Source organism: Hyphomicrobium sp. MC8b (assembly GCF_905067615.1).
Classification (GTDB): Bacteria; Pseudomonadota; Alphaproteobacteria; order Rhizobiales; family Hyphomicrobiaceae; genus Hyphomicrobium_B.
This window is the reverse complement of record NZ_LR898465.1, coordinates 576,197-602,504: the sequence shown is the minus strand read 5'-3', so window position 1 is coordinate 602,504 and position 26,308 is coordinate 576,197. Positions and strand designations below refer to the sequence as shown.

Genomic DNA, 26,308 nt, shown 5'->3' with positions numbered 1-26,308 from the left:
CCGCGCGAACTTCCCCCTCAATGATCCCGGCCGGCTAAGCGGCGGGCCCGTCTTTGCCAAACTGTGATTTCAGCGCCGCCACCACAGCGCCGAGCCGCGTCCCGTTCGATGCCTTCACCATCACGACATCGCCCGCCCTCAGACGATCCGCAAGCGCGATTTCGAGCGGCGCCGACGTCAGAGAGTAGCCGCCTTTCTTGGCCGCTGGTAGGGCATCATAAAGGCCTTTCATATGCGGCCCGCATGCGAACACCAAATCGACATCCGCCGCATCGACGGCACTTTTGAGGCCGGAGTGTAGCGCCGGAGCCTCGCTGCCGAGTTCCAGCATGTCGCCGAGCACCGCAATCCGTCGCATAAATCTTTGTCGAGGAACCGCTCCGAGGGTCGCCAGAGCCGCCTGCATCGAGGCCGGATTGGCGTTGTAGCTCTCGTCGATGAGCAGCACTTCTCCATCGCCGACGTAGAGCGTGCTGCGCGCGCCCCGGCCGCTCGGCGGCACAAGATCGGCCAGCGCAGCGAGCGCTGTGGGGACCTCCGCGCCGATGGCGGCAACCGCGGCCGCAACCGCCAGTGCATTCTCCGCGATATGCCGTCCCGGCATCGCCAGATGAACCGGAATGCTCAGGCCCGCAATAGAAACGGTCATATCGCTGCCATCGTCGGACATCCGGAAATCCGACCCGCAAGCGTCGGCATTGCTGTCAAAACCGAACGTCACCGGCTTCGCGCCGAAAGCCTCGGCGATAGCTTTGAGGCGACCCGCAAACGGATTGTCATATTTGATGATCGCCCCCCCGCCATGCGGCAAGCCTTCGAAAATCTCGCCCTTGGCATCCGCGATGGCCGCGACCGACGGAAAATACTCTAGATGCACCGCTTCGACCGTGGTGATGATCGCCGCATGTGGACGCACCATCTTGGTCAGCGGCCGGATCTCGCCCGCGTGATTCATCCCGATCTCAAACACGGCGAACCGCGTATCGGCCGGCATCCGCGCCAACGTCAACGGCACGCCCCAATGGTTGTTGTAGGATTTCTCCGACGCGTGCGTAGCCCCGAGCCGCGACAGACACGCGCGCAGCATCTCCTTGGTACCGGTCTTGCCTACGCTGCCCGTCACGCCGACGACGCGCGCATCTGTCGACAACCGTTTGCGCGACGCTAGCCCCAACGCCACCAACCCATCAAGCGGATCGGTTACGCGAAACAAAGCGCCATCGCCCACTTGGCGAACATAATCGCGGCTGACCAGGGCCGCAGCAGCCCCGGCCTTGAACGCCGCCGAAACGAACTCGTGCCCGTCGCGCTGATCCTTGAGCGCGACGAAAAGATCGCCCGCTTGCATCGTCCGCGTATCGATCGATACGCCCGTGATGGCAACGCCGTCACCGTCGGACGCAACGCCCAATGCAGAAGAAAGTTCGGAGAAAGACCACAGAGCGTTCATTGCGTTCATCAGCTTGCGAGCGCCTTCCGAACTTCGTCGTGATCGGAAAACGGAATGATCCGATCGCCGATGATCTGGCCGGTTTCGTGACCCTTTCCGGCCACAAGCACGACATCGCCCGGAGTCATCATGCGAACCGCCGTCGCGATGGCTTCCGCGCGGTCGCCGATTTCGCGAGCGCCCACCGCACCCGCGAGAATTTCCTTGCGGATTTCAGCCGGTTGCTCGCTGCGTGGATTATCGTCGGTCACAATCGTGATGTCGGCGCGTTCGACCGAAATGCGGCCCATGATCGGCCGCTTGCCCTTGTCCCTGTCGCCGCCGCAGCCGAACACCGAAATCAGCCGCCCGGTCGCAAACGGACGGCACGCATCGAGCGCCGCCGCCAGCGCCTCAGGCTTGTGCGCATAATCGACGATGGCGAGACCGCCGTTGCGCTCACCGATGATTTCGAGCCGCCCAGGCACGCCCTTCAAACCGCGAAGCGTCTGCAGCACGGCTTCCGTCTCTTCTCCGACGGCTATCGCAAGACCGGCAGCCACCAGCGCATTCTCGACCTGATACGCACCGACCAAAGGCAAATGAACCTCGTAAGATTTACCACCCGCGCTCACGCCGATGATCTGGCGAAATCCATCACGCGATAGCGACGTGCGCTGAAGCGCATCGCCGCCCGTGCCCACCATCATCACGCGCAAGTCCCGCGTCTTCGCCGCCGCCGCGACGTCACGCGAATAAGCCCCGTCCGCATTGATGACAGCAGGCTGCCCCGGTTGCAGAAGCTCCGTGAACAGCCGCAGCTTCGCACGCAAATAATCTTCGACTGTCGGATGATAATCCATGTGATCGCGGCCGAGGTTCGTGAACGCCGCCGCCGAAAGCTCCACGCCGTCGAGCCGATGCTGGTCAAGTCCGTGCGACGACGCCTCGAACGCCAGATGCGTCACACCTTCGTCCGCGAGCGCCGCAAGCGCGGCATGCAGCGTGACGGGATCCGGCGTCGTCAGCGAACCGTAAACGGCGCCGGACGGCTTGACGATGCCGATGGTTCCGACCGATGCCGCCTTGTGACCCAGCGCCGTGAAGATCTGCCGCGTGAAATCGGCGACGGACGTTTTCCCGCTCGTTCCTGTGACAGCGACGGCTGTTTTCGGTTGGCGGCCCGCGAACTTCGCCGCGATCTTGGCCAATGCGGCGCGGGGATTATTGACCTCGATCAGCGCCACGCCTTCGGGAACGCGCACGCCCTTGTTCCTGCCAACGATGACGGCAACTGCGCCCCGCTCGATCGCTTCAGGAACGAAACTAGAGCCATCAACTTTCGTGCCCGGCAGCCCGGCGAAAATCGCTCCCGGACCTACCGCAGCACTCGCGGCCGTGATGCCTGAAACGGAAATGGCGTCCGCACCTGGCGGCGGCGCGATATCCGCCGGAAGCACCTCGCTAAGCCGCATCATCCCCGCCTTATCGTCCCCCGGCCGCACCGCCCCTTGTCTGGAACGTGATAGGAGGCGCCAAGCGAACCGTCAAATCCAGCTGCCGTCGCGATCATCGGCTGGCCGTCTGGGTCTCCGGCGCGACGCCCAGCTGCGCCGCAATGCGGGCGATAAGTTGGCCGGTAATCGGCGCCGCGTTCCATCCCGCGGTACGATAACCGTGTGTTTCTTTACGGCCCTTCGGCTCGAACAGTACGACATACGTCAGGAACTGCGGATCATCTGTCGGAAATGTCGCGAGAAACGACGAAATGACCGAATTCGACGTGTACCCGCCTTTTGCAGCGACGTCGGCTGTACCAGTCTTACCGCCGACCCGATAGCCCGGGACATCGGCCTTCCCGCCCGTACCATCACGATTGACGACGTTGAGACGCATGAGGTGCGCCATTAGCCGCGACGTTGCCGGGCTGACGACGGCCTTGCCGTCTGCCGTCCCCGCATCGAATTTGCGCAGGAATGTCGGATGCACGGTCTTGCCGTCGTTCAGAATGGTCGCGGCGGCGGCGACGAACTGAAGCGGCGAAACGGCGATACCGTGCCCGAATGACGTCGTGATCGTCGAAATCCGGTTCCAGCGCTGCGGCAGTTGCGGCGCCGCGAGCGGCCCTTCCTCGGTTTCCATCTGATCCAAAAGACCGAGCTTCTTGAAGAACGCTTCAAGCTTTTCCGGCCCCGCTTCAAGCGCCAGCATGCCGGCGCCGACGTTCGAGGAATGGGTGTAGACCTCGGTCACGGTCAGCGGGCGGCTTGCCGGATGAAGGTCCTTGACGGTGAAGCGTCCCGCTTCGAGCGGCTGGCGCACGTCGAGCAGCGTATCGGGCCGCGCCAGACCTTCGTCGAACGCCATCGCGAGTGTCAGCGTTTTGAATACCGAGCCAAGCTCGTATGTACCCCCCGCCGTGCGGTCGATATGCTTCTGGTCGAGTGCCTCCATCGGCCACGACGGGTCGACACGCGGCAGCGATGCGCTCGCCAGGATTTCGCCGGTCTTGACGTTGAGGACGACACCCGCCGCGCCCGCCGCCTTGTAGTCGCGCACGCCGTCGTCGAGCTCGTCTTCGAGGGCATGCTGCACCCCGATATCGAGCGACAGCCGCACGGGCGGGCGGCTCGATAGCACCGCCGAATGCACCGGATCGACGCCGACTTTCTGGTCGATATAGCGTTCGATGCCCGAGACGCCGCGATTGTCGACGTCGGTATAGCCGAGCACATGGCCGGCCATCATGCCGCCGGGATAGGCGCGTTTCAGCTCATATCGGAAGGCGATACCCGGCAGACCGAGATCATGCACTTTTTGCGCGATGCCCGGCGAGACGCCCCGGCGCACCCAAAGAAAGCGCCGCGATTTATCGGCAAGATCACGAAAGAGCTGGTCGCCGTCGAGATCGGGCAGCACGGTCCGTAGCTTTTCGACGACCTCGTCGCGATCGATCACGAGCCCAGGGTCAGCAAAGATCGACGGCGCTTCGAGGTCGGTCGCGAGCAGACGGCCGTTGCGGTCGACGATATCGGGACGGCTGAAGCTCGTTGCCGCGACGGGTTCGGAAATGGCGAGTGTGATGTCGGTATGCCGCGATGCCGCCAACACCAGAAGCTGGCCCGCGACGCCCGCAAAGGCCGCGATCAGCACGCCGTAAACGACGCGTTCCGAACCTCGGCGCGAACCACGCATCATGATCTCTGAACGCCCCCCAGCCACGACCAACCGTCCCTCTATTGTCCGCCGGAAGTGTTCGCTCGTCCGCTGAGTTGGGACACTTGGCCCTCGCCTTCAAACTGTTCGGGCTTCGGCGGGCCTAGTCCGAGTTGCCGCGCAAGCCCATCAATCCGGTCGGGCCGCGAGAGCGTGCCGCGTTCCGCCTTGAGCACGGCGATGTCGCTGCGTGCCTGGTCGGCGTAACGTTCCTTCTCCTGAACCTCGGCTTCGAGGCGGCGGGTATCGTAGTTCAAGGCATAAAGAAGCAGCGCACTCGACACTGCAAAAAAGAAAGCTGCAATATTCAAGAGACGCATTTTGAAACAGTTCCCGTTGAGCTTGCAATCAAGCTGCGCATTATCGCCGGTGCTGGGAGAGGCCCGTCGCGCCCGTATCTAAAGGCCACGCCGCTGCGTCTAAGCGGATGGCTGCCCGCAAACGTGCGGACCGGGAACGGGGGTTCACTTCCAATTCACCTTTAGAAGGTGTTAACGGGCGCGAGTTAACAAGTCGGAAACTTGGATCGGCAGATTTTATCAATTCCGGCGGCTGATGCCGCGACGCACCAGCAGTCTTGCCGCTGCGCTCGGTCAGAAACTTTTTGACGATGCGATCTTCCAAGCTGTGAAAGCTGACGACGACGAGCCGTCCGCCGGGCTTTAAAATGCGCTCTGCTGCCGCCAATCCGGTTGTCAGCTCACCGAGTTCGTCGTTGACGAAGATCCGCAATGCCTGAAACGTCCGCGTCGCCGGATGGCGGCCGTCGACCTTCCGGCCATGAAAAACCCGTGACACCACATCGGCGAGTTCGAGCGTGCGCGAGAACGGCGCGTCAACGCGTCTTTTGACGATTGCCCGCGCAATCGCGCGTGAGCGATGCTCCTCGCCGAACTCGTAGATAACGTTTGCGATGTCTTCCTCATCCGCAGTGTTGAGAAAATCGGCGGCACTCATACCCGATGACGACATGCGCATGTCGAGCGGGCCATCCGACTGGAATGAGAACCCGCGCTCCGCATCGTCGAGCTGCATCGAGGAAACGCCGATATCAAGCACGACGCCATCGACCTGCTGTCCCGGCAGCTCGGCGCCGACAGCGTCTTCCATCTGGCTGAAAGGCGTCTCGATGATCTTCAGCCGTCTGCCGAATTGCGCAATAAGCGGCGCCGCACCGCGAATGGCGTTCGGATCGCGATCGAGCGCGAGAACAGAGCAGTCGGCTTTTTCGAGGATGGCGCGCGTATATCCACCCGCGCCGAACGTGCCGTCGATATAGATTTCGCCCGCCTTTGGCGCGAGCGTCTCCAGCACTTCCGAGATCAGCACGGGAATGTGGCGCGGATGCTTGTCAGCTGGCCCCAGCGAGGCTCCCTCTGCCCCGCCACCGCGCGTCATTCCCGTGCTCCCTCGTTGCCGTTGTCATCCGACGAACGGCCACCCGCTGCGAAAAGTTTGCGCGTCACTTGGACTTTGCTGCGCGCTTCCTTGCGGCGTTCTTCGAAGGCTTTGGGCTCCCACATCTGGAACTTGTCACCAAGGCCAACAAACGTGACGGCGGTTGCCAGGTTGGCGTGCTCGCGAAGGCTTTCAGGAAGGACGATGCGGCCGTCGCCATCGATCGAGAGAACCTGGACGTCGCCGTAGAGTGCGACAGAGAGCTCGTCTCGCTCATCCGAATAGTCCGGCAAGCCCGCGAGAAGCCCGTCGATTTTCTTTGCAAGTCTTTCGCCGCCTGCATCGAGAGCAGAAGCATCGAGCGAGGGGTAGCAGTAGAGGCCGCCGGCGTAACCATCGCGCTCAAGGACGGCGCGAAACGAGGCTGGAACGGAAACGCGCCCTTTTGAGTCGATCTTGTTTGTGAATGTCGAGACAAAGCGGTCCATCCCCCAGCTACGATTTCCGTCCTCCTACTCACTTACTGGGCCCTGACGACTCCGCTTCGCGGAGCCGGCCGTCAGGGCCGCACCAAAAACTCGGCCGCCGCGGCCGGGACGCTCCGTTTCGGGCGGCCGGCGCGCGGAACGCGTGTCGCCCGAAACAATCAAGAAAGGGGCCGTGGCGGTCGCTCAGATTTGGGCCCTCTAACCAAATCGGCGCCCAGCCACGGAGTCCTGCCCGGTGCGGACGGGCACATATGGGATCGCATGGGAATTGATGGTCGTCAACGGAATATTAAGGATATTTCGTGGTGAGAACTGGAATTGTCACCCGTGATCCACAGCCCGATGCCGACGGGCCTGTCCATCGAACGTCGCGGCCTACTGCAAGCTTCTGAAAACCTGGAAATTTTCCGAAACGCGCAAACGCGGTCACGGAGACCTGATTGGCCGCGACGCACGCGGGAGCGCATGATCCCCGCAGCGCAAAGCGGGGCACACGTCATCTGGTGCCGAGGCGGATGAGACCGTCGGCACCCACAAGGAGGTGCACCATGGCGAATCTCACGCGTCCGACGCCGTCCCATCCTCATTCCGACATCGAACTTCGTTGGCCCGCGTCCGTTCTGTGGCGCGACGGCGATCCGGCAGTCCGCTCGATCACGACGGCAGACGTCTGGCAGTCGCTGCGCGAGGGCATCGATGATTTCCGCGCGATGCCGACGCACGTCGTCTTCGCCTGCATCATCTATCCGGTCGTCGGCATCATCCTCGCGCGACTGATATTCGGTTATGAGCTGTTGCATCTGATCTACCCGATGGCGGCAGGCTTCGCGCTGCTCGGACCGTTCATCGCCATCGGCCTTTATGAATTGAGCCGCCGCCGCGAGCAGGGCCTCGACGTATCGCCCGCCCGCGCGCTCGACGTACTGCATCGGCCCGGCATCGACTCGATCTTCACGCTCGGCGCTTTCCTGGCGCTGCTGTTCGTCGGCTGGCTCTACGTCGCGAACATGATGTACACGCAGATCATAGGCGGCACGCCGACGTCGCTGTCGGACTTCGTCAATCAGGTCATGACGACCGATAAGGGACGGCAATTGATGTTCGCCGGCAATCTCGTCGGCTTTCTCTTTGCCCTGTTTGTGCTGGCAATCAGCGTCGTGTCGTTCCCGCTGCTCGTCGATCGTGACGTCGGCGTCGGTGCTGCCATCCGAACATCCGTTCGCGCCACGCTGGAAAACCCCATTCCGGTGGCGCTGTGGGGCCTGATCGTTGCCGTCGGTCTCGTTCTAGGTGCGCTGCCGTTCCTGTTCGGGCTCGCCATCGTGCTCCCGATCCTGGGCCACGCGACTTGGCACCTCTATCGCAAGCTCGTCGTGACCAGTCCGTGATGCACCCTCAGTGCTTGCGCACGAAATCCGCGAGCACAGGAAGAAGCTGAGGATCGAGCGGCAAAAACGAATTACCGTACGTCGCGAAATTTTGCGCGCGATCCTCAGGCGCTTCCTTCAAGATGTGGTTCATGCCTGGAATGACGACCAGCCGTGCCGACGGCAATGCCGCCGAAAGGTGGTGCGCGTCGTCGAGAAACACCTGCAAATCGGTACTGCCCTGTACGATGAGGACCGGGCACGTCACCGCCGAAAGTTCGGCCGCCGGATCAAGCGGCATCCACGACATCAGATACTCTTGCACGCGCGGCTGATAGAGCGCCACGAGTTCAGCCGGAACGTTCGGAACGGCAACGCCGTGTTCCAATCGCTCCGTAATCTGCTTTGAAATGCCCTGTAGCTTTGGCGAAACACCTGCGCTCGCGAGTTGCCGCGCCAAAACATCAGCAATCGGCCTCCCTGCGCCCTCAAGCAAGATAAGCCCCGTGACACTCATTTTTTTCGCCGCGAGCGTGCCGACAAGAGCGCCTTCGCTGTGCCCGAGAATGAACAGCTTCGAGACGTCAGGCCGATTGCGCAAAAAATCGAGCCACGTGATTGCGTCATCGACATATGTGCCAAAGCGCAAGTCCTCGACGCGTGGACCGGCGGCATAGCTCTCGCCCACACCGCGCTTGTCGATCCGAAGCGAGCTGATGCCGAGATCGGCGAGGCCCCGTGCCACAAGCTTGAGACTGTCGGTATCCATTCCAGGTGCATTGCCGTCGCGATCCACAGGACCGGAACCGGGCAAGATCAACACCATCGGCCCAGGCTTGCCGCCGGTCGCCGGGATCAGAGAACCGGCAAGGCCCTTGTGGAAAATGTCCTGTTCCGTCCAAGCCATCGCGGGAAATGATATCGCCGTGAATGCGGCAACGGTCATAATCGCGCGCTTCGCCCTAGGTAGCAACGAAAGGCTGACGTGTACGACGAGAGCGATACTCCTTCGGAGAGCGGCCATAGCGCGCGCGAAATGCGCGGCTAAAATGGCTGAGATCATTGAACCCATAGGAATATGCGATCTCACCAATCGACAGGTTGTCATAGTAGGCATCGCTCAGCATTTCCCTACAGCCGGCCAAACGCTCGCCGATTATGAACCGCCCCAGCGATGTATTTTCCTCCGCTAGAAGGCGGTTGGCATGTCGAACGCTGATACCTGCCGAACGCGCGGCAAGTGTGGGACAGAAATCAGGATCGCGAATGTGCCGTCGTATCGCCTGCTTCAAGCGTGAACGCATCGCAGCATGGCCGTTCGCAAGCTGAAAAGCATCGCCGCGCTTGCTTCCGAGCGACAATGCCAACAGATCGACGACATGCTCTGCAACGCCTTCTGCAGCGGCTTTATCCAATTCAGAAACTCTTTTCGGCAACATACGCGCCAGCTCCAGGAAGAGACTGGAAACTCCATGTTCTCCGCCTACTGTTCTAGCCACGAACGGCGAAACCGGCCCGAGACGACCGACGATCTCGCTGCGCGGAAATTGCAGGCAAATAAGCCGCGTATCGTCGGACATGCGCAGGACGTAAGGTCGAGAGCTATCGTAAAGGGCAAAATCACCAGCATTTAGCACAGCCTCGTGGCCGTCCTGTATGAGCTGCGTCTTTCCCTTGATTTGGATGGAAACTAAGAGGTCATCTTCACAGCCCTTGGCGATCTGCCGTCGCGAGCGCTGAGCCTCGATGGCATCGCTTTCCGCTTCTACGACGCGAAGCCAACCGAGAGTGTCATAAAGCATCGTGGCCTTGAAGCGATCTCGCACTGTCGAATTGCAATCGAGCTTTACGAAGACATCGCAAACGAGATCGCTCCAATAAGCGAACGCATCTTTTGCAGCCACGCGATCCGTTGAAAAGGATCCCCTCATCCCACCTCCCGACGCTGGCCGCCGTGGCCAAGACTTTTGTCCTGATCAGTCAAGCGACTGCGCTGACGATTGTCTATGTAAATTCGCGAAAACAGTGGGAAATCGGAGCCAAGAAAGCCGTGCCAACACAATTCCTGTTGCTGACTGCAAGCCTATGTCTTGTCGTGGCCCTGCTTCAGGCTTGGCTCCTCGTCGCCGTCTTTTCATCCGACGACAGCCCAGTGATCAAACTTATTCCCGGCCGCCAGGATCTGCTGAAGTCTCATATCGACTATCTGATGATGGCGCAGTTTCAGTTCATCTTTTTCATGCTGTTTCGGACGCTTGAAATCATACCGCCGGTATGGATGACGGCCTTCATTTGCATCGGCTCTTTTTTCAACCCGTTTGCATTCTTCGTTCGGGCGCTCCGGCCGGGCTACCTGAAATCGCCACCGATCGCTTTCACGGCGATGATCACGTTGAGCTGTATTTTGACGACGGTCGGATATGGTGCGGCAGCCTGGTTCGCGGCAAAAGAGGCACTTTCGACTCTCTAATCGCGAGGCATGCAAAGGAATAAAATACCAGCCGGCCTGTAAGCCGGGTTCTGTTTGGAGGATTGCGCCTCCGCGACGACCATTCATCTGGGACGCCTGTCGCCAAGCGCCTCGTGCAATCAACCCGGGCAGGTAGCGTGAGAACGCGCCTTGCGTCTGCGGTTTCTCGCTCCGCGCGCCCACCCCTATTTGATCTTGCTCCCGGTGGGGTTTGCCCTGCCACTTCTGTTGCCAGAAGCGCGGTGCGCTCTTACCGCACCTTTTCACCCTTACCGCCGAGCCCGAAGGCGCGGAGGCGGTATGTTCTCTGTGGCACTTTCCCTGGGGTCGCCCCCGGCGGCCGTTAGCCGCCACCGTGTTCTCTGGGAGCCCGGACTTTCCTCCACCGGACGCTATGCTCGCGAGCCTTTAGAGCCCGTTTCGCCTCAACGATATCCGGCAGCGGCCGCCCGGCCGGCTGGTATGGGGAGATAAGCGATGTGCAAGACCAAAGGTCAAGGGCCGTGTGACGGTTCTGGGGTCGGGAGGCATTCGCGACCCACTTCCATGCACCGCCACTTTGAAATTCGGTTAAGAGCCTGCCGTGCCGAGCAAAAATATATGTCACCAATGTAACGGAACCGGAGATTTGCTGGCCCGTTTTTCAGGTCATCTACCAGGCGAGCGGAACCGGAAAATGTACGACGAAGAATGGATGACGAGCTTTAGCGCGAAGGCGGCGCCGCGGTTGAAATCCCTCTTCGAGGCAGATCTTCGCGAGCCCTCGCCTCGGCTGGAGGAACTGCTGACAAGGCTAGGGGAGACCGAAGCCCAAGCGGGGGCCTTGGCATTGGCCGCCTAGAACCCGCGGGATATGAGCCACGCGGAATAATTTCACCCATAAACGGCGTGAGGCGTCGGGGCCGGAGTGGACAACACTCCGGCCTTTTCAAAGTGCGGCGGCCCGCATGTTATGGGAGCGATCGTGAATGGCGCGCTCCAAGCGGTTGCCGGCAGCCTTCGTCGTCAGAATCTGGTTGACGCGTTCGGCGATCTGTACGGCGGCTTCGCTCGGCGGCAAGCCGCCAGCATAGATGTTCGAGATCACCGTGTATTCGTAGCGCACATCCGGGTTGCCGCTGAACTGCGCTGCCGCTTTCTTCGCATCGTCATCGAGACGATACGCGATATAAGCCGACATGCTGCGCGAAGCGAGCGCGTCGCCGCCCGGTCGCTCCCCGATGAGATTGATCACGAGCTTCGGCTGCAACGCATCACCCAGCGCTTCGGCGAGCTTCACGCGGCCATACGGCGCGAGGATTGGCTTGCCGGCTGAAATGCTCTGCTCCTTCAAGCCGTCAAGCAACGCGGGCAGCAGGTCCGGAATGTTGTGATGCACGGCTTCCGCGCTCAATCCGTCCGACACGATGATCTGCACGTCGACGCTTTCCGGCGCCAACTCGGCTAAAATCTCATCCGCCGGTTTTGCACCCCGATCCGGATGACTCAAATGCACTTCCTTGCTCTCAGCCGATGTCTTCACGCGCCGGAAGTCAATGCCGGCAAGGCGTTCCGGCGTGACCTCGGCATAAATCGCTTCGCGCGCAGCCGCGAGATTAGCTTTGATCGCGCGCGATACCTGCTCGCTCGGCCGCGGACCGGCGCTCTCGAAGCCGTAAGCTGCCGGCAGGTTCTTGCGCAGCCGCTCGAACTCTTCCTCCGAGCAAAAGATCTTCGGATTGCCCCAGTTCGGCCCGCGCTCTATCTCGCCGTCTTCGTTACGCACGAAGATGCCGCGCGAAATCGTCCACTCGAGAAACTCGGGCGCTGGCGTCAGGTCGTGCACCTCGCGCATCGTCTGGTCGTCGTGCCCGCACGTATCGAAATAGGCGAGCATGCGATCGATCGAGAGATAGACGTCCATAAAATAGTTGGCGCCCGCAGCCGTCAGCAACTCGGCTGCGATCTGCTGACCTTCCATCGTGATCTCGGAATGCAGCGTATAGCAGGGGGCCATGCCCATCGGCAGGCCGAGCAGCTTGCCCATGAAATGATCTTGCAGGTTCGATACGATCATCTCGAAGTTCGAGCGATGTGTTTCCGGCCCGATGAAGCCCGTCACGTTGTTGACCATGAACGGATCCCAGCGGCGCGCCAGTCCATAGCAGAGCGCTTCCGTCGTCGTCATGTCGATGTCGTTGTGTTTGCCGTAGGTCAGCTCGCTGCCCTGGCCGGTCTCGAAATACATGAATTGATCGGCTTCGCCCGCGAGCGGCCCATGCTTCGCCATCGTTGTATAGGCTTGGTCGAGCACGTCGGCCGTGCAGTCGAACTCTTCGATGAGCGTGCGATCCGTGCCGGCCAGCGACTGGAACATGATCTCGACCGGCGCGCCGCTTTCAAGGCACGCGAGCTGCGTCTTGACGTGGGAGAGCACGCAGATCTGCGTCGGCGCACCCGTTTCGCGGCGCAGCTTGTCGAGATGCTTCAGCGCCTTCGTGATGTTCTCGACCGTGTCGATTGCAGGATTGAGCCCGAGCAGCGCATCCCCCGAGCCCATCGACAGGCCCGTATAGACCAGCGCCGACATTGCATCGAGATCGTCGGTCGGGTGGTTGGGTTGCAGACGCGACGATAATGTGCCGGGCGCGCCGACGAGCGTCCTCGCCTTCCCGGACCGTTTCAATTTCTTCGCCGCATAGACAAGCTCATGCACGTCCATGAGTTTGGCGATGGCCGCTGCCATGACGCCTGTCAGCGCCCCGCCGATGCGCTTGGCTTCTGCCGACTTCGCGCGCAGCAGTAGGTTCTTGATCTCGCCGAGCGTCTTCGGCGCCAGCTCCGCGAAGGTCGCAAGATCGATATCGTAGTTGATCCGCATAACTGAATCGACCTGGCCTTCGTCGTCGGTCAGCGGCCGGTCGTAAAGGTGTTGCAGCGTGAGACCTGAAAGGATCGTCCGCGCGGCTTCGCGCTCGACGTCGTCCTTCGCTGCCAGTCCGCAATTGCGATCGCCCGCTTTGTCGAAGTCGGCCGCGCCGAGCAGCGCCTTCAGACCGCGAAAGCTATAGGTCTTGTCGAAAAGCGAAAGCTGATAAAGCTCGTCCGGCTGCGGCTCCGGAACGTCGATCTGCCGCCATGGCTTTAGCTCGATCCTCGGTTCGCCCATGTCACCGCCCTCATTGCTCTCATCTGGCCGGTTCGGAACGCGCGACGCTCTCGCCGCTAAAGGCGTCCTCAACGCATGTACGGCCGACTGAGCACATCATAAACGAAGTTCGTGAGGCGCAAGTCAAGTTCCTATTAGTCAAATCTGGCAACTGCCGGAAAAGACGTCTGGATGCCTATTGGGGCAGCGAAGAACAGGACACACCCTGTCATCCTTGGGAGGAGCCGAGGACGAGAGCGCCACTACTGGCGCAGTGCCGCCGCGCGCCGGGCAACTTCCGTCGGGCTCACCTCACCCGCGTCGACCAGGGCGTTGAAGCAGCGTTCCGATAGCCGCTTGCCGACCGAGCGCATGCACTGGCGAACCTCGGGGCTGTCCGAAGCGAACTGGCTGCAATAGGCATAGTAATCACGCGAGCAGGCCAGCTTGACGTGCAGGCTGACCGCTTCAGCGCCGGTCGCCCAGACAGAAGCCACTGCGAAAAATCCAACCGCAAACGATGCACATGGACGCAAACGGACAACTCCGCTTAGCTTCGACATTTCAGCACCCTGGTGTGGCATGAGGTGTTAACAGCCTGACAATAAACCCTTTAACAAAGGTTAATAGCAGTTTGCGATTTGTTTAAAGATGGTCCGATGTCTAGCAAACGCCAGCCTGACGTCGTGACATCTGAACATCGCTTATCTGACGGCGCGATCAAGATTGACGGCCTGATCGAGACCTTTGGCCTGAGCAATGCCGATCGCCCCCACGAAATTGGCGCCGTCGAGATCGGCGCGCGTAAAGTCGGCACCCGAGATATCCGCACCTGAGAAATCCGCTCGCGACAGGTCCGCTTCGGTGAAGTCCGTGCCTTTGAGATTGGCGCCGTTGAACCGGGCGAACCAAAGTACGGCTCGCGTCATCTTCGCGTCTTCGAGACGCGCCCCAGAGAAATCGCAATACTTGAGAATGTTGCGATACGTCGTGGCAAGCGTTCCCTCACCCGGCCGGCCCTCAAGCGGATAGAAGTTGGCGTGAAAAAGGTTTGCGCCGCGAAAGTCGGCGCCGGACAATTCCGCCTGAACATGAACGTCTGTCAGATTGGCCCCGGTGAAATGGGGCGCATCTTGAGTGTTTGCTGAAAGATCCGTGTAAATTGTCGGCCTGAGAATTGTCGCGCCAGTCAAGTCGGCACCCGAGAGGTCGGCACGGATCAGCACCGACCGGTCCAGACGCGTATGTGACAGATCGGCTCCTTTCAGATTAGCACCGGTGAAATCCGTGCCATAGAAATCCGAATGCGCCAGGTTCGCGCCTTTGAAATTAAGTTCCGACAGATCAAGGTAAACGAGAAACTTGCCTGAGAGATCGGGCCGGACGCCCGGCTTGGCTTGAAAAAGCAGAGTCGTGATGGCTCGGGCGTTCATTTCCGGCTTTTCCGGAACCGGACCGATCGGCTGTTCAGCCCACGCCACCATCGGGCCGCAGATCACAGCCAGAAAAGACAACGCGGCAAGAATTCGACCCATGCTCAAATTTTCCAAGCGTGATCCATATACGGATCATGCATGAGTCCGGATGACCCGAGGATATCATTTTCGTCGCGCCTGGGTGGTGAAATCGTCGCGTCACAACCTGTCACGCTACGTTATCTCGTTATGGCGTGAGCTGCCCATAAGCTTTTCGCGTGCGGTTGCGGCAGCCCGCGAATAGATCGAGCGCCGGATCATAAACGCGCGTCTTCACGTTCATGATCCCAAGGGCAGAATGAAAAAGATTGTCGTGACTGACTCGCTCGCTCGCGTGCGCCACCATGCAGGACTGATCGATGCCGCGCGATTCACGCAGCGTCGGTGACAGCCACACCACCATCGGCACGTGTATCTGCGCTTCAGGCGCCAGCGCATAAGGCATGCCGTGAAGGTACATACCGTGCTCGCCGAGGCTCTCGCCGTGATCAGACACATAAAGCATTCCGGCATCGACGCCGCGGTTTTGCGCATCTGCGAGCACGCCGATAAGCCGCGCCAGAACGTGGTCTGTGTAGACGAGCGTATTGTCGTAAGCGTTGACAATCGTCTGTAGCTCGCACCGGCTGAACTGCGCGTCTTTGCAAGCCGGCGTGAACGTCTCGTATTGCGGCGGATAGCGCCGCCAGTACGCAGGACCGTGACTGCCCATCATGTGCAGCACGATGACCTCGTTGTGCTGCATCTTCTCGATGCGTTCCTTGAGACCATCGACGAGAATATCGTCGTAGTTTTCGGTGCTCGGAAAGAACGTCGGAACTTTGTGTCCGGTCAGAGTTTCGGTTTCAATGCGTGCGCAGACGCCCTTACAGCCCGCTTGATTTTCACGCCATAGCACATTCACGCCCGCTCGCTTCAAGACATCCAAAAGGTTCTGGCGCGTCTCCGCCTTTGCATTGGTGAAGCCGTCGTGGCCGTACCCTGAAAACATGCACGGCACCGACTGGGCGGTATCGGTTCCGCATGAATAAGCATGCGGATAATTGATGAGGTCCGGCACCTTGGAGAGTTCCGGATTGGTTGGCCGCGCGTAACCGTTGAGCGCGAAATGATCTGCACGCGCAGTTTCCCCGACGACGATTACGAACAGCGACTTGCGCGCCGGATTCGACGCTGCCGCCTGATACGCATCTTCGCCGTAAGGTGCGGCCACCTTGACCTGCTTACGCCCTTCCCGCCGCCAATACGTCGTAACCGCCGAGATGTAGTTCAGCGGCGTCAGCGTCATCTTCAGTTCGCGATGCTCGCGGCCGAGCGAAAGAATATTGCCTAGGAACGGCAGAACCACCGCTACGCAGATGACCGAAGCCACCGTCGCGTATTTGAGTTTCGCCAGCGTTTCATCGCGCCACGACCGCTCCATCCACGGCACGAGCCAGAATAGAACGCCGGGCACAATCCCGAGAAATACGACGTACCCGATGAGCTTCCACGTGACGAGATCGCCCGACTCGCCCCTGTCCGTCTCAAGGATATTTCGCACCATATGCGCATCGATGAGGATGCCATACTCGCCCATAAAATACGCAGCCGCCGCCGTCACCGGCAGCAGAACGAGAACGAGCACACGCAGCAATGGCTTCAGCGAAACGGCAAGCAGCGCAAGATACGCGATGACAATAGTCGCGACACCAACCGCGCCGACAAACACCCAATCGCTGAACCGATGCGGCGCGACGAGGTTCAGAAATTTGTGCCAGAACGGCCGGTTCAGAACCAGCGCGACGTAGACGGCAACGATAAGCGCCAGAATTTCCGGCCGCCGCGGCTTAAACACTGTCTGCCCTGCTTCGGTTGTTTGTGCCGAGTTTCGCCGAGCCCCGGCCGGCGAGATGCGCTGCAATTCGTCAGCACACTCCCGGCATCAACATCACCGCTGAAGTTGCGTCAAGCAGCAGCCGGCTTCGACGATGCCGCAATAAGGCGTTCGAGCGTGCCTTCGGTCGAACGATCGAGCCGTCCATCCACCCGGCGTGGCCTGAAATGCAGTTGAAAAGCCTTGAGAACCTTTTCCGTATCGGCGTCCAGTACGCCACTGGCGTCGAGGCCATATCCGTAGGCGGCAAGATTTTTCTGTGCATTGAGAACACGCGGACCTTCGGCGCCAAGCTCCAGCCCCGGATCGTCGGCCCGAACGGGCAACGGCCGGACCCACAGCCCCAGACCTTCCCGCGCCATCAGAAGCCAGTTGAACTTCTCGCCCGGATCGATCTTCCGCCCTGGCGCCACATCCGAATGCGCCAGAATGTTTTCAGGCCGGATATGATTTCTGCGAACGATATCCTTCGACAGCGCAATGACGGACCGCATCTGCGCTGCGGGAAAATCGGGATAGCCGTTCTGATGTCCAGGATTGTGGATCTCGATCCCGATCGAGTGCGAATTGATGTCCGTTTCGCCCTTCCAATTGGACACGCCCGCGTGCCACGCCCGGAGTTCTTCCGGCACGAGCTGCGTCACAACACCATGCTCGTCCACGACGTAATGGCAGGACACGCCGCTTTCCGGCCGCGACAGCCAGTCGATCGCTTTCGCAGCCGACCCCATGCCGGTGTAATGCAGAACGAGCAGCGACGGCTTTACGCCGCCGCGTCGCGGCTCCCGATTATGGGCCGTACAAACCGCATGCGTCAGCGGCGTATCCGGCACGAAAGTCACGGAGTGGGTTCCAGCTCGCGCACCGCCCGCTGACCACGCTCTTCGAGAATGGCTTCGTAAGCCGCCGTGATCGCCGCCAGCCGCCGTTCGGCCCCGGCAAGAAACTCCGGCGGTACGCCCTTCGAAACGAGCGCATCGGGGTGGTGGCCTTTGACCAGTTCGCGATACCGCGCCTTAAGCTCGGCATCCGAAGCGAGCGGCGAAACGTGCAGCACCTCGTACGGGCTGTCGGCATCGAAGACGAAGCCGCGGCGCACGCAGCGGAACTCCCCTTTGCTCAAGCCGAAGATCTCGGCGACGCGCTCAAGGTACTTGTCTTCGCCGGGGTGCAAAACGCCGTCCGCGCTCGCGATATGGAAGAGGCTTTCAAGGACCGAGACCTTGATCTCGGGCTGGCCTTCGAGAATGTGCGCGATCTGCGAGGCGTACGTCTCGTATCCGGCCACATCCCGGCTCGCGAGTTCATAGAGCTTGCGTACGTGCGCGCACTCGCTTTCCGGCACCTGGAATTGGCGCTTGAACGCTTCCGCTTCAATCGGCAGCGAAACGCCGTCCGCCTTGCTCATCTTGGCCGCCAGCGCCACCACCGCGATCGTAAATGCAACGCGTGATTGTCCAGGCGTCTGCGCGCCGTCGAAGCCGAACGCCTCCTTGAGGTGTTCAAGCGCCGAGCGCAAGCCTCCACCATACGCAACAACTGCGTTTTTCAAAAATTGCCAGGCCATGATCGTCCGTGATTTTCGCCTCGAACAAGCCCGTCCGCCGTGACGGCCCTAGCGTTCAGCATAGCCGAGCCGGTACGGTAACTCCCCTAAAATATCAGCAACATGGGCGGAAAATGGGGAATTTCTGCTATGCAGACGGGGCGCGTCGCCACGCCCCGGTCTTCAGGCCGCTGGCCCGTTTTCTGCACGCCGCGATTTAAGAAACGCCTCGAACGCCGCCGCGTCGGCCGCCCGCCGCAACCCATCGAGATACTTGCGGAATTCCTCCGCCTCAGCCTCGAGCTTCCGCAAAGTCGTGCGCCGATAATCATCGAACGCCTCATTTCCGAAACGCGCCGGCCGTGTTGCCTCCGACCTCTCCATTTTGCGAGAGGCGCTGCCGCACCGCCGTCGGCGGAACGCTTTCGTCAGAATCACCGCTGCAAACGCCAGGAAGAGAAAACCGACGACGTGAAACAGAACGAAAAACGGCAAGAAGATCAGATGGTGAAGATGAAACATCGAGTCCGCTCCGCGTGATTGGGCACACCGAATGAAAAGCCGGAAAAGATGAAGCAGGGCGGCCACGACAGCCGCCCCGCCTTATGTCTTGGAAATCAAGTCGTGGGACTGGTACCGGGTTCCTGTCCAGGTTCCGGACGATCACGCCTTTCAGCCATGAACTGATCGAACTCGGACTTGTCCTTGGCCTGCCGTAAACGCTCCAGAAATTCCCGGAATTCGCGCTCTTCGTCTTCGAGCCGTTTCAGCGTTGCTTCGCGATAATCGTCGAAGGCCTTGTTACCGCTGGAATAACCGCCGCCTCTAGGTCCATGGCCGAAAGCGCCGAATTTCTCTTCCATTCGGCATCGCGCCCGCTCGAAACGTTCCGCCATCCGATTTTCCCAGCGTTCGCGACCCCGACCACCGTGCCATCCGCAGTTCATGCGTCCACTCCAAAGCATATAGGCCAGGATGACAGCCCCAACCGGCCAGAAGACGATGAACCCCAGAACCATCGCGGCAAGCCACGCGGGCCTGCCGAAGTCATCGAGTGTCTGCACCACTTGCGTCATTGCCACCCTCTCCTCATTCAGGATGTAAATGTATTTTACATTCACATACGTGGGACGGCAAGGGGTGAGTTCAAGGGCTGGCCGCAGCTATCGCGTAAAAAAGGTTCGCGACAGGCTCACCGGCCGCCGCGCATCCGCTTCATCACTTCAATGGCGATCTCGTTCTTGAACGCATAGGGATCGACCACGACCCCCAGGATCGTCTGGCAATGCGGGCAAACATAGCTCGCCCCGCTGAAAGTGTTGCCCGCCATGTTTGTAATACCGATCTGCTCGGCGCGAACGTTGCCAACGACGTTTTGACATTTCGGGCATTTGCCGGGCATCGCGAACTCCTGAAGACGTTTTTAAAAATCGCATTCAAAAAATCAGACACGTCTGAGAAACGAGGATCAGACGACGGCGATTCAGCCGTTACCGAGTATGCGGATCATCGCGGGAGCGGCAATGATCCCAAGGGGGAAACCGCGCAGCTTTAAGCGGGCTATCAACCGCTGTTTGCTTTTCTAACGCCCAGCCCGTCGAGATAGATCAGGACGGCGGCGTCGAGCAGGTCTTCGGGCGTCATCGGGATCGGCCGGCGCGCCTCGTCGCCACGGGCAAAGAGCGAGGCAATCCCGTGCGCCTCAGCCCAAATGTGAAGCGCCATCATCATCACCGGCGGCCGCTTGGCCTCCGGCATCGTCGCGACCAGGGCCGCACATCCGTCCTTCAGCACATCAAACGCCCGCTCCCCTGCCACATGCAGATCAGGAAAAGCGGCGAACGACAGACCTGATTCGAACATCGCCGAATATTGCGCCGGTTCCTGCCGCGCGAAATCGAGATACGCCTTGCCGACACGCTCGAATGCCTTGAACGGATCAGGCGCACCGCCCGCCCAGGCTTGCCGCAGCTTCGCTTCGAACTGCTCGAACGCATGCCGCGCGACATCTGCCATCAGCGCGTCGCGGTCGCGATAATGCCGATAGGGTGCCGCGGGGCTCACGCCAGCCGCCCGCGCCGCTTCGGCAAACGTAAATCCGGACGGCCCCTTTGCCGCGATCAAATCAAGCGCCGCCTTCATCAAGGCTTCGCGCAAGTTGCCGTGGTGGTAGCCGCGCCGGTGGCCGCGCGGTGGCGGATCGTGATCCCAAGTCATGGGGCGCTTCTAGCGGATTTGCGCGCACTCTGCACGCGGACCCTACTTGCAGATATGCATCAACCCGTCGCGGCCGTGGTGCGCCAGGTCGAGATGAAAATGATTGCTGTGCAGGCTGTTGTAGTTCGGACCGAGCACTGTCGTGAAATAAGCGCACGATCCGTCATGCACGACCCTCAGAAAGGCTTGTTCCGCCCGCGACCCATTCCAGCCGCGCTGGACGCTGATCGTCGTTCCGTCGGCGAGCGTGAAACCGCCGACGTCGATCGCATTCGCGTAGGCATGCTCCGAGATCATCGCCCCTTCGACATTGTTCATCGGCCGGCAGGAATAAGAGGCGAGCACTTTGATGCCGACAAGCTCCTGCCGGAATTGATAACGCGCCGCCGGTTCGACGACTTCCTTCACCCAGCGGTCGAGCTGCGGAATCATCGGACAGCGCAATGCCGCCGGCGGATTGAACGCGACCCGGCCGTTGTCCGCCGCCGACATCTCGAATGGTTCGACAGCGCCGCAAACGCTAGGACCACCCAGCGCCGAGCGCGCTCGCACGAATGCCGTCTGCCGCACCACGCCGGATGCCAAACAGGCGCGCTCTTCTGGCGTGCGCCACGGATCGTCTCGGACTTGAAAGCTCGGCCCTGTCGTTCCGCAGCCCCAAAGCAGACCGAGCCCTGAAATCATCAGGACGGCCGTGGGCACAAGAACTCGGATACGACGCGGAACCATGACGGCGAGTAAGCGGCGTTAACGTTAACGGCCGGTTAAGGAAGTGTGAGATCCACCCGGAAAACAGTTATATCGCTGGCTTTTCAGACGGATTTTGGCCGCCGGCTTGACGATGAAAAGACCGACTGCGGCGGTCCGGAGGCGGCGCCGTCATGTGGCAGTCAAGTCGCACAAAGTTGCAGCGCCAAAGTTATCCACAGTTAAAGCCGCGCCGACACACGCCTGAAATCGCCGCGTCATTGAGCAAGGCTATTTCGCAAGCGCTCCCGGAGGCGCTACCGGGCTCGAACTCGTATCTCGTGCGAGACCGGAATGAGTGCCGTCCCCGCGTCTTCGATCGGACTAGTACCGCGTACCGGTCCGAAGACGCACCATCGGGACAGATAAGCGCTTGCCGAAGCCACTCGCCTCGGCAGGAGCGTGTGCCCTGAGGACCTTCGAATCGGCCTAAGCGATCAATCCCCCGTGCCGGTCCGGTTCATCGGTCCCCAGGGCCACCGTTTCCCTCGAAAAATGCCAGCGCCTCGGACTTGAACGATCGGTCGCCGACGGCCCGATTGTGATCCTTGCCCGGAATTGTATAGGCCCTCGCGCCGGAAATGAGCTTGGCAAGCTCCTCCGCCGATCCGCCAATGACGTCCTCGTCTCCCACGGCAACCAGTACCGGAACCGAGATTTCCCCGATCATCTCCGCCGTGATCGGCGCACGCGACGACCGTATGCACGCCGCCAGCGCCTGCAGATCGCTCTTCGTCTGCTCGGCAAAAGCGCGGAACGTTCGCGCCGTCGGGTTGGTCACGTCCGCGATGCTCGGCGCTTCGAGCGCCCGCGCGATGGGACCGGTCCCGGCCATTCCACGCACCATGTTGATGCCAAGTCCGCCGAACACGACGCGCGCCACCCGATCGGCATGCGTCAACGCCAGAAACGCTGAAATCCGTGCGCCCATCGAATATCCGATGACGTTCGCTGTCCTCACGCCGACATGGTCAAGCAACCGCCGCGCATCTTCCGCCATCAGCGGCGCACCATAATCGACAAGCTCGTAAAGCTTCTGACTTTGCCCATGACCGCGGTTATCAAGCGCGATGACACGATATCCGGCGCGCGTCAGAAATGTCACCCAGCCGGTATTGACCCAGTTGGTCTCAACGTTCGACGCAAAGCCATGGATGAGCAGAACCGGGGGTTTGTCGCCGCCGCCTCCGGTGTCGAGAAATGCGATGTCGACCCCGTCGCTGTCGAAATGGTCCATGCTGCCGCACTCAATTGCCCGAAAGTTTTTTATGTCCCCTACCATCCCCGCCGCCACGAGGATATGGTGCGGCCAAACATCTCCCATCGCGGAAGGATGAAGCATGGCCGGAGCCGTAATCCCGCACTTCGCCAACGACGTTGGCGCCGAGCGAATCTTTGTCGGCGTGAAAGAATTCAACTGCATGGGCGCCCGGCCGCCCTTTGATCATCCGCACGTCTACCTCGACATGGGACAGGACAATCAGATCCTGTGCCCCTACTGCTCGACTCTGTACATCTACGATCCGCGCCTGAAAGCGACCGAGAGCGATCCCAAAGACAGCCTCGTCGCAGACGCCGCTTGAACTCTAGACACGTTTCGGAATTCGCGTGACCGGCTCCCAACGCCCGAGCGCCCTGATCGCCCTGATCGCCGGCGGTGGCATTGGCGGCCTCGCGACCGCCCTCGCGCTCGCCCAGCGCGGCATCGACGTTCGCGTTTGTGAACGCCGCGCTGAATTTCCCGAAGAAGGCGCCGGCATCCAGATCGGCCCCAACGGCACGCGCATTCTGCAACAGCTCGGCGTCGCGGAATTTCTGGAAGACAAGGTCGCGAGCCCCGACACGCTCGTTGTCCATGATGGTGCGTCTGGCCGCGAGCTGACGCGCTTACCGCTCGGTTCGTGGCTTGCCAAGCGCCATGGTGCTCCATACTGGACCGCGCATCGCCGCGATTTGCATTCCGCGCTGCGAACGCGCGCCGAAAGCGAGCCGCGCATCACGCTATCGCGCGCGACTGAAATTACCTCTTGCCGTGACGAGCCGAATGGTATCGCCGCGGTCGATGCATCAGGCGAAGTGTTGAGCGCTTCGCTTCTCGTCGCGGCGGACGGGCTGTGGTCCACGCTCCGCCGCGGCATCGCAGGCGAATCGGCCGTTCCGACGCCCGTCGGCAAAACCGCCTTTCGCAGCGTCACGACAGCAGAAAACATGCCGCCCGAACTTGCGCGCAACGCCGTCCATATCTGGCTGTCGCCGGGCGCACACGCAGTGCATTATCCCGTCACCGGCGGACGCGACGTCGCCATCGTCGTCATCGCCGACGATCCGGCGTTGAGCGAAGACTGGGACGCACCTGCCGCCACCGACGCCGTCAAAGACAAAATGAAATCCTTCGCGCCGTCGCTTCGGTCGCTGGCGTATAGCACGCAGACTTGGCGGCAATGGTCGCTCTATCGTCTGCCACCCCTCACACATTGGACGTCGGGCCGCGCGGCACTCCTCGGCGATGCCGCGCATCCGATGCTGCCGTTTCTCGCGCAAGGCGCCGTCATGGCACTCGAAGACGCTGTCGCGCTGGCGTCGTCCATCGCGGCTTCGAACGGTGAACTCGAACATGCGCTTCAGAACTACGAACAAGCCCGCCGCCCGCGCGTTAGCAAAGTTGTCGAGGCTTCCATCCGCAACGGGCGCATCTATCATATGCATGGCCCAACAGCACTCGCCCGCAACGCGGTCATGAAACTGCGGCCGCCCGAGCGCGTCATGGCAGGCTTTGATTGGCTCTACGGCTGGACCTCGAAATCATGCTGAGCCGCCTGAAATCTTTTCTCGCGCGACGCGCCGATATCGTCACGCTCGGCGCTCAAGGCCTGATCATCGACGACGCCTCGCGCGTACTTCTCATTCGTCACGGCTATCGTCCCGGCTGGCACTTTCCTGGCGGCGGCATCGAGCATGGCGAAAACGTCGAAACCGCGCTCGCACGAGAGGTGCTGGAGGAAACCGGCATTACCATCACCGCACCACCGCGTCTGATCGGCATCTATTCCCACTTCGATGATTACCCCGGCGATCACATCATTCTTTTTCTTATTCGTCATTGGCAGCGCGACGTCATGCCCGAAGCCAACGCCGAAATCGCCGAACAGCGTTTCTGCACCCTCGACGATCTGCCCGAACGGCTGTCGCCCGGCACGGACCGGCGGCTGAGAGAAGTTTTCGGCGGAACAGAACAATCACTCAAGTGGTAGTCCGTTCGGCCGCACTATCGCGTCAGCGCTATCAAGGCTAGAAGATCATCCTTCGATCTACCCGGGGCGTCCTTTAAGCGAAATCCATGGCTTACCTCAGCGGCATCATCACGAGTTTTCTCGTTGCCTTTCCCGCCTTGTTCTCGATCGTCAATCCGCTCGGCGGCGCGCTGATCTACAGCCAGATCACGCTCGGTCGCCCGCATCCCGAACGTGTCTCATTGGCGTGGCGTGTCGCGACCTATGCTGCCATCGTCATGCTCGTCTCGCTGCTCGTCGGCGCAACGTTGATGAGCTTTTTCGGCGTCGGCATCGATGCTCTACGCGTCGCGGGTGGCACCGTCGTCGCTGTCTCCGGCTGGCGCATGCTCTACAATCCGCAAGAGACCGAAGACCGCAAGCAGGACCATGCGTCCGGCACCAACAGGGCCGCCGCATGGGGCAGCGACGTTGCGTTCTTTCCGTTGACCATGCCGTTCACCACGGGACCCGGCACGATCTCGGTTGCGATTGCGTTGAGCGCCAACCGGCCACGCGAAGCCGCCGAGCTGCTGCCGTTCTTCGCCGGCACCTGCGGGGCAGCTATCGCCGTCGCGCTGACAGTGGGCGCCTGCTATGCCTACGCCGACCGCCTTGTCTCACTGCTTGGCCCAGGCCGCGCCCGCATCCTGACGCGGCTCTCAGCGTTCCTGCTGCTCTGCATCGGCGTGCAAATTCTGATGACCGGCATCCAGGGCGCTCTGCAGGCGACCCTCACCTCAGTTCATTGAGGAACGTCAGCCGGCCTGCCGCGCCATCTCGGCGACGCGCTCGGCGGCTTCCTGCATCGTCGCGCCTCTGAGCAGCAATCCGAACCACGCGAAAAGCTCGCGCGAGTTGGCATTGTCCGCGACACGCCATTCAGGATGCCATTGCACCGCCAGGATTCGCTCGCCGGACTTCGGCCGAATGCCCTCGACGACGCCGTCGGGACTCGTCGCCTCGACGGCGAGCTTGCTGCCGAGATCGCGGATGCCCTGAAAGTGGACCGAATTGACGGTGATCGACGGCGCGCCCATCACGCGTTCCAGCACGCCCTCTGGCGCTAGATCAACAGGATGCTCAAACGCGAACATATCCGCAAACGCCACGTCGGGCGCCGCATGATGAACCTGCTCGCGTCCGGCGGCACCGAGGTCCGGCCTGAGCGTCGCGCCATAGGCAACCGCGACTTCCTGAAAGCCGCGGCAGATGCCGAGCACCGGCCGGTTCTGCTCCGCCGATTCAGCGATCAGCCGGAACGACATCGCATCGCGGCCGGGATCGAACGGCCCTTCACCTGCATCAGCGCTGCCATAGAGCTTCGGCGCGACGTTCGACGGGCTTCCTGTCAGCATGACGCCGTCCAGACGACTAAGGATCGAAGTCGCATCCATGATGTCCGGCAGCGACGGCACCAGCACGAGATCCGCCTCCATAAAAGGCGCGACCTTGAGATACCGCTCGGCAACGCCCTGAAACGGATCATCCGGATTGCGCTGGCAGCAAATGACACCGACGAGAGGGCGCTTGGACATGGAATGAAACCTTGAAGGATGGCGCGATGTGCCGCCCATATGGCATTGCGAAGCGTCGGCGGCAATGGACGGCGAAATATCTTGATCCGCGTCAAGACCAAATAAAACCAATTCATCGGCTATATTCCATATCGCTTCGACGACA

General features: G+C 61.0%; 28 protein-coding genes and 1 other RNA gene. 7 read left to right on the top strand and 22 right to left on the bottom strand.

Annotation, left to right across the window (positions count from 1 at the left end; all coding sequences use genetic code 11):
- Window positions 1-34 precede the first annotated feature (34 nt).
- The 6 genes from ACLB1Z_RS02900 to mraZ all read right to left on the bottom strand — a co-directional run bounded on the left by ACLB1Z_RS02900 (window position 35) and on the right by mraZ (window position 6,531).
- Window positions 35-1,459: a UDP-N-acetylmuramoylalanyl-D-glutamyl-2,6-diaminopimelate--D-alanyl-D-alanine ligase gene (locus tag ACLB1Z_RS02900; RefSeq protein WP_409561958.1), complete on the bottom strand. Its 1,425-nt coding sequence runs from the start codon at window positions 1,457-1,459 to the stop codon at window positions 35-37.
- The gene (locus tag ACLB1Z_RS02895; protein WP_409563221.1) at window positions 1,459-2,904 is read right to left on the bottom strand and encodes a UDP-N-acetylmuramoyl-L-alanyl-D-glutamate--2,6-diaminopimelate ligase; all 1,446 of its coding nucleotides are present in this window, start codon (window positions 2,902-2,904) and stop codon (window positions 1,459-1,461) included. The genes ACLB1Z_RS02900 and ACLB1Z_RS02895 overlap by 1 nt, the downstream gene beginning before the upstream one ends.
- A 94-nt stretch (window positions 2,905-2,998) precedes the next feature.
- Window positions 2,999-4,624: a peptidoglycan D,D-transpeptidase FtsI family protein gene (locus ACLB1Z_RS02890; RefSeq protein WP_409561957.1), complete on the bottom strand. Its 1,626-nt coding sequence runs from the start codon at window positions 4,622-4,624 to the stop codon at window positions 2,999-3,001.
- A 41-nt stretch (window positions 4,625-4,665) separates the two neighbouring features.
- Entirely contained in the window at window positions 4,666-4,965 is a 300-nt protein-coding gene (gene ftsL, locus ACLB1Z_RS02885) for a cell division protein FtsL (protein WP_013945973.1), read from the bottom strand.
- Between the two features lie 40 nt (window positions 4,966-5,005).
- Window positions 5,006-6,010: a 16S rRNA (cytosine(1402)-N(4))-methyltransferase RsmH gene (rsmH, locus tag ACLB1Z_RS02880; protein ID WP_409563220.1), complete on the bottom strand. Its 1,005-nt coding sequence runs from the start codon at window positions 6,008-6,010 to the stop codon at window positions 5,006-5,008.
- Window positions 6,011-6,039: 29 nt separating this feature from the next.
- Window positions 6,040-6,531, bottom strand: coding sequence for a division/cell wall cluster transcriptional repressor MraZ (gene mraZ / locus ACLB1Z_RS02875; protein ID WP_409561956.1), 492 nt, complete (start codon window positions 6,529-6,531; stop codon window positions 6,040-6,042).
- Between the two features lie 548 nt (window positions 6,532-7,079).
- On the opposite strand from mraZ, the gene ACLB1Z_RS02870 reads away from it, so the two are divergent.
- On the top strand, window positions 7,080-7,919 hold the full coding sequence (locus tag ACLB1Z_RS02870) for a DUF2189 domain-containing protein (RefSeq protein ID WP_409561955.1): 840 nt from the start codon (window positions 7,080-7,082) through the stop codon (window positions 7,917-7,919).
- Window positions 7,920-7,926: 7 nt separating this feature from the next.
- Here ACLB1Z_RS02870 and ACLB1Z_RS02865 read toward each other — a convergent pair whose 3' ends face one another.
- A complete protein-coding gene (locus ACLB1Z_RS02865) occupies window positions 7,927-8,844 on the bottom strand; it encodes an alpha/beta hydrolase (protein WP_409561954.1) in 918 nt (305 codons plus the stop codon).
- Window positions 8,845-8,860: 16 nt separating this feature from the next.
- Window positions 8,861-9,724: a helix-turn-helix domain-containing protein gene (locus ACLB1Z_RS02860; protein ID WP_409561953.1), complete on the bottom strand. Its 864-nt coding sequence runs from the start codon at window positions 9,722-9,724 to the stop codon at window positions 8,861-8,863.
- A 128-nt stretch (window positions 9,725-9,852) separates the two neighbouring features.
- Between ACLB1Z_RS02860 and ACLB1Z_RS02855 the strand changes: the two genes are divergently transcribed.
- Entirely contained in the window at window positions 9,853-10,368 is a 516-nt protein-coding gene (locus ACLB1Z_RS02855; protein WP_409561952.1) for a hypothetical protein, read from the top strand.
- Between the two features lie 23 nt (window positions 10,369-10,391).
- Here ACLB1Z_RS02855 and rnpB read toward each other — a convergent pair.
- Window positions 10,392-10,829, bottom strand: an RNA gene (gene rnpB, locus ACLB1Z_RS02850) — RNase P RNA component class A.
- Between the two features lie 215 nt (window positions 10,830-11,044).
- Between rnpB and ACLB1Z_RS02845 the strand changes: the two genes are divergently transcribed.
- Window positions 11,045-11,209: a hypothetical protein gene (locus ACLB1Z_RS02845; RefSeq protein WP_409561951.1), complete on the top strand. Its 165-nt coding sequence runs from the start codon at window positions 11,045-11,047 to the stop codon at window positions 11,207-11,209.
- Window positions 11,210-11,296: 87 nt separating this feature from the next.
- Here the strand turns inward: ACLB1Z_RS02845 and eutB are convergent, their stop codons facing one another.
- From eutB to ACLB1Z_RS02785, 12 genes are all read right to left on the bottom strand, one after another.
- On the bottom strand, window positions 11,297-13,516 hold the full coding sequence (eutB, locus tag ACLB1Z_RS02840) for an ethanolamine ammonia-lyase subunit EutB (RefSeq protein ID WP_409561950.1): 2,220 nt from the start codon (window positions 13,514-13,516) through the stop codon (window positions 11,297-11,299).
- Window positions 13,517-13,758: 242 nt separating this feature from the next.
- On the bottom strand, window positions 13,759-13,992 hold the full coding sequence (locus tag ACLB1Z_RS02835; RefSeq protein ID WP_409561949.1) for a hypothetical protein: 234 nt from the start codon (window positions 13,990-13,992) through the stop codon (window positions 13,759-13,761).
- Between the two features lie 207 nt (window positions 13,993-14,199).
- Window positions 14,200-15,030, bottom strand: coding sequence for a pentapeptide repeat-containing protein (locus tag ACLB1Z_RS02830; RefSeq protein WP_409561948.1), 831 nt, complete (start codon window positions 15,028-15,030; stop codon window positions 14,200-14,202).
- A gap of 127 nt (window positions 15,031-15,157) precedes the next feature.
- Complete coding sequence (locus tag ACLB1Z_RS02825) at window positions 15,158-16,807, bottom strand: phosphoethanolamine transferase (protein ID WP_409561947.1); 1,650 nt, start codon at window positions 16,805-16,807, stop codon at window positions 15,158-15,160.
- 110 nt (window positions 16,808-16,917) lie between these two features.
- The gene (locus tag ACLB1Z_RS02820; RefSeq protein WP_409561946.1) at window positions 16,918-17,688 is read right to left on the bottom strand and encodes an N-acetylmuramoyl-L-alanine amidase; all 771 of its coding nucleotides are present in this window, start codon (window positions 17,686-17,688) and stop codon (window positions 16,918-16,920) included.
- A complete protein-coding gene (locus ACLB1Z_RS02815) occupies window positions 17,685-18,413 on the bottom strand; it encodes a TerB family tellurite resistance protein (RefSeq protein WP_409561945.1) in 729 nt (242 codons plus the stop codon). The genes ACLB1Z_RS02820 and ACLB1Z_RS02815 overlap by 4 nt, the downstream gene beginning before the upstream one ends.
- Before the next feature lie 162 nt (window positions 18,414-18,575).
- On the bottom strand, window positions 18,576-18,914 hold the full coding sequence (locus ACLB1Z_RS02810) for a DUF2852 domain-containing protein (protein ID WP_409561944.1): 339 nt from the start codon (window positions 18,912-18,914) through the stop codon (window positions 18,576-18,578).
- A 95-nt stretch (window positions 18,915-19,009) separates the two neighbouring features.
- Window positions 19,010-19,468: a DUF2852 domain-containing protein gene (locus ACLB1Z_RS02805; protein ID WP_409561943.1), complete on the bottom strand. Its 459-nt coding sequence runs from the start codon at window positions 19,466-19,468 to the stop codon at window positions 19,010-19,012.
- A gap of 116 nt (window positions 19,469-19,584) precedes the next feature.
- The gene (locus ACLB1Z_RS02800) at window positions 19,585-19,794 is read right to left on the bottom strand and encodes a hypothetical protein (RefSeq protein WP_013945958.1); all 210 of its coding nucleotides are present in this window, start codon (window positions 19,792-19,794) and stop codon (window positions 19,585-19,587) included.
- 161 nt (window positions 19,795-19,955) lie between these two features.
- Window positions 19,956-20,609 (bottom strand): TetR/AcrR family transcriptional regulator, encoded by a 654-nt coding sequence (locus tag ACLB1Z_RS02795; protein WP_013945957.1) that lies wholly within the window; start codon window positions 20,607-20,609, stop codon window positions 19,956-19,958.
- A gap of 42 nt (window positions 20,610-20,651) precedes the next feature.
- On the bottom strand, window positions 20,652-21,311 hold the full coding sequence (locus ACLB1Z_RS02790) for an extensin family protein (RefSeq protein ID WP_409561942.1): 660 nt from the start codon (window positions 21,309-21,311) through the stop codon (window positions 20,652-20,654).
- Window positions 21,312-21,816: 505 nt separating this feature from the next.
- The gene (locus ACLB1Z_RS02785; RefSeq protein ID WP_409561941.1) at window positions 21,817-22,593 is read right to left on the bottom strand and encodes an alpha/beta fold hydrolase; all 777 of its coding nucleotides are present in this window, start codon (window positions 22,591-22,593) and stop codon (window positions 21,817-21,819) included.
- Between the two features lie 103 nt (window positions 22,594-22,696).
- Here ACLB1Z_RS02785 and ACLB1Z_RS02780 point away from each other — a divergent pair, with 103 nt between their 5' ends.
- The 4 genes from ACLB1Z_RS02780 to ACLB1Z_RS02765 all read left to right on the top strand — a co-directional run bounded on the left by ACLB1Z_RS02780 (window position 22,697) and on the right by ACLB1Z_RS02765 (window position 25,377).
- Entirely contained in the window at window positions 22,697-22,939 is a 243-nt protein-coding gene (locus ACLB1Z_RS02780) for a zinc-finger domain-containing protein (protein WP_013945954.1), read from the top strand.
- A 25-nt stretch (window positions 22,940-22,964) separates the two neighbouring features.
- Window positions 22,965-24,167 (top strand): FAD-dependent monooxygenase, encoded by a 1,203-nt coding sequence (locus tag ACLB1Z_RS02775; protein ID WP_409561940.1) that lies wholly within the window; start codon window positions 22,965-22,967, stop codon window positions 24,165-24,167.
- The gene (locus ACLB1Z_RS02770) at window positions 24,161-24,607 is read left to right on the top strand and encodes an NUDIX domain-containing protein (RefSeq protein WP_409561939.1); all 447 of its coding nucleotides are present in this window, start codon (window positions 24,161-24,163) and stop codon (window positions 24,605-24,607) included. Before ACLB1Z_RS02775 ends, ACLB1Z_RS02770 begins: the two co-directional genes overlap by 7 nt.
- An 86-nt stretch (window positions 24,608-24,693) precedes the next feature.
- Window positions 24,694-25,377: a MarC family protein gene (locus ACLB1Z_RS02765; RefSeq protein WP_013945951.1), complete on the top strand. Its 684-nt coding sequence runs from the start codon at window positions 24,694-24,696 to the stop codon at window positions 25,375-25,377.
- Between the two features lie 6 nt (window positions 25,378-25,383).
- Here the strand turns inward: ACLB1Z_RS02765 and ACLB1Z_RS02760 are convergent, their stop codons facing one another.
- Complete coding sequence (locus tag ACLB1Z_RS02760; protein WP_409561938.1) at window positions 25,384-26,163, bottom strand: gamma-glutamyl-gamma-aminobutyrate hydrolase family protein; 780 nt, start codon at window positions 26,161-26,163, stop codon at window positions 25,384-25,386.
- Window positions 26,164-26,308: the final 145 nt, after the last annotated feature.